The following is a 1,657-nucleotide window of genomic DNA, read 5'->3' as shown; positions in this document are numbered from 1 at the left end:
CCGTCACAAGCCGTCTCGCTGCTCGAATCAGTCGCGATTCGGCTCGACGACGGGCGCGAGGTGCTGCGCTATCTCGCGGGCCTGCTCGTTTTCCTCGGCTTGCTCGGAACGTTCTGGGGCCTGCTCGAGACGGTCGGCTCGGTCGGCAACGTCATCAAGTCGCTGCGCACCGGTGCCGAGGCCGGCGTGCTTTTCGACGAGCTGAAGGCCGGTCTCTCCGCCCCGCTGGCCGGCATGGGCCTGTCCTTCTCGTCCTCGCTCTTCGGCATCGCCGGCTCGCTGATTCTCGGCTTCCTCGACCTGCAGGTCGCGCAGGCCCAGCGCCGTTTCCGCAATGAGCTCGAAAGCTGGCTCGGAGCGCGTTCGGCCGAGCCGGACGCCGCCTCGCCCCTGCTCCCGGCCGGAGAGCCGCTCGCCGACCGTTTCGAGCAGCTCAGCGCGGCGATGGCAGATGGGGCCTCCAACAACCGCGCCGCGACGCAGGCGCTCGCCAACCTGGCCGAAGGTATCCAGGGCCTCGTCCAGCATATGCGCGCCGAGCAGCAGATGATCCGGGACTGGGTCGAGGCACAGGCCTCGCGCGAAAAGGATCTGAAGCGCCTGATCGAGCGCCTCGCCGCCAGCCACGTCACCGAACCATGAACCGCACCGGCATTTCGGGAACCTGATCGATGGCCCTCTCCCGCGCCCATCGTCGCGAGGAAGCGAATTTCTGGCCCGGCTTCGTCGACGCGCTCTCGACGATGCTGATCGGCATCGTCTTCCTGCTCACCGTCTTCGTCCTCGGCCAGTTCTTCCTCTCGCAGGAACTGACGGGCAAGGACACCGCGCTGGAGCGCCTGAACCGGCAGATCTCCGAGCTCACCGACCTGCTCGCCCTGGAGCGGGCCTCGAATCGCCAGGCTCAGGAAAGCCTGCAGCTCATGCAGTCGACCCTCAGCCGCGCACAGGATGATCGCGGCCGCCTTCAGGGCCTGCTCGAATCCCAGAACAACGCCGCTCCGGCGCAGCTCGCGGAGACGCAGAAGGCGCTCGACACGGAAAAGCAGCTCTCCGCCCGCGCCCAGGCCACGGTCGACCTCGTCAACCAGCAGATCCTCGCCATGCGCCGCCAGCTCGCGGCGCTCGAGGAGGCGCTCGCCGCTTCGGAGGCGAAGGACAAGGACTCGCAGGCTCGTATCTCCGAGCTCGGCTCCCGGCTCAATGTCGCGCTCGCACAGCGCGTCCAGGAGCTGGCGCGTTATCGCTCTGACTTCTTCGGCCGACTGCGACAGGTCCTCGGCACGCGGCCGGACATCCGCGTCGTCGGCGACCGCTTCGTCTTCCAGTCCGAGGTCTTCTTCGATGCCGGCCAGGCCGTGCTGAAGCCCGAGGGCAAGGTCGAGCTCGACAAGCTCGCCACCATCCTGCTCGACCTCGGCAACGAGATGCCGCCCGACCTGCCCTGGATCCTGCGTGTCGACGGACATACCGACAACCGGCCGATCAGGTCCGCCCAGTTCCCCTCGAACTGGTATCTCTCCTCGGCGCGCGCCATCGCCGTCGTCGAGTATCTGATCTCGCGCGGATTGCCGACCGACCGTGTCGCCGCCACGGGCTTCGGCGAGTATCAGCCGCTCGACGTCGCCAATACGGACGAGGCGCATCGCCGCAATCG

1 protein-coding gene and 1 pseudogene are annotated in these 1,657 nt (G+C 67.7%); both read left to right on the top strand.

Annotated elements, in window-relative coordinates:
• Positions 1 to 642, top strand: a pseudogene (locus tag ACIPIA_RS15740) (flagellar motor protein MotA); the annotation flags it as partial.
• Between the two features lie 29 nt (positions 643 to 671).
• Positions 672 to 1,657, top strand: a 986-nt coding sequence (locus ACIPIA_RS15735; RefSeq protein ID WP_400510917.1) for a peptidoglycan -binding protein, incomplete at its 3' end; no start/stop codon positions are given.

Origin of the sequence: Allobosea sp. CER48, assembly GCF_044752385.1 — a bacterium.
GTDB lineage: Bacteria > Pseudomonadota > Alphaproteobacteria > Rhizobiales > Beijerinckiaceae > Allobosea.
The sequence above is the reverse complement of the archived record's forward strand: the minus strand, read 5'-3'. Positions and strand labels throughout refer to the sequence as shown.